This window comes from Vallitalea maricola (assembly GCF_036985595.1).
In the GTDB taxonomy this organism is placed as follows: Bacteria; Bacillota; Clostridia; order Lachnospirales; family Vallitaleaceae; genus Vallitalea; species Vallitalea maricola.
The window spans coordinates 1-585 of the sequence record NZ_BTPU01000125.1 but is presented as its reverse complement, the minus strand read 5'-3'; the positions used below and the strand labels follow the sequence as shown (position 1 = coordinate 585).

General features: G+C 46.3%; 1 protein-coding gene. It reads left to right on the top strand.

Going from position 1 to position 585, the window contains the following annotated elements; translation table 11 throughout:
- Positions 1-585: hypothetical protein (locus AACQ14_RS23415; RefSeq protein WP_339365968.1), on the top strand; the 585-nt coding region annotated here is incomplete at both ends.

The following is a 585-nucleotide window of genomic DNA, read 5'->3' as shown; positions in this document are numbered from 1 at the left end:
AGCACCATCAGCCAATGGAGGACAATTTGCACAACAGCCTAAGGTAAACGCGGTAGATGAATTTGGAAATATATGTACAAGTGACAATGGGACAATCATAACAGCAAGTAAAAAAGACTCTGGAACATGGAACCTGACAGGAACAACCACAGCAGCAGTAAGCGCAGGAGTAGCCACCTTTACAGACTTAGGAGCAACAAACCAAGCGCAGGTCGATAACGCCCAGCTGGCATTCAACAGTGGAAGCCTGACAGAAATAACCAGTACAGCCGTAACGCTGCCAGCACCACAAGGAGCCTACACAGCAGCAGCCACAGCCGCCACAACAGAACCAACAGCAGGAACAGGCAATACAATAACGCTAACAGTAAAAGATAAATTGGGTAATACAGACACGAACTATGACGGAAACAAATCGGTAACCCTAACAGGATATGAAGCAGCACCCGATACAACTTATGGAAGCTTTGGAGGGATAACCTTAGAAGCAGACGGTTCAACAGATGTAACAGTAACCTTCACTGACGGGGTAGGAACAGCAGACCTAATCCTCAACAAAGCAGATGTTCAAACAATAGGGCTAAG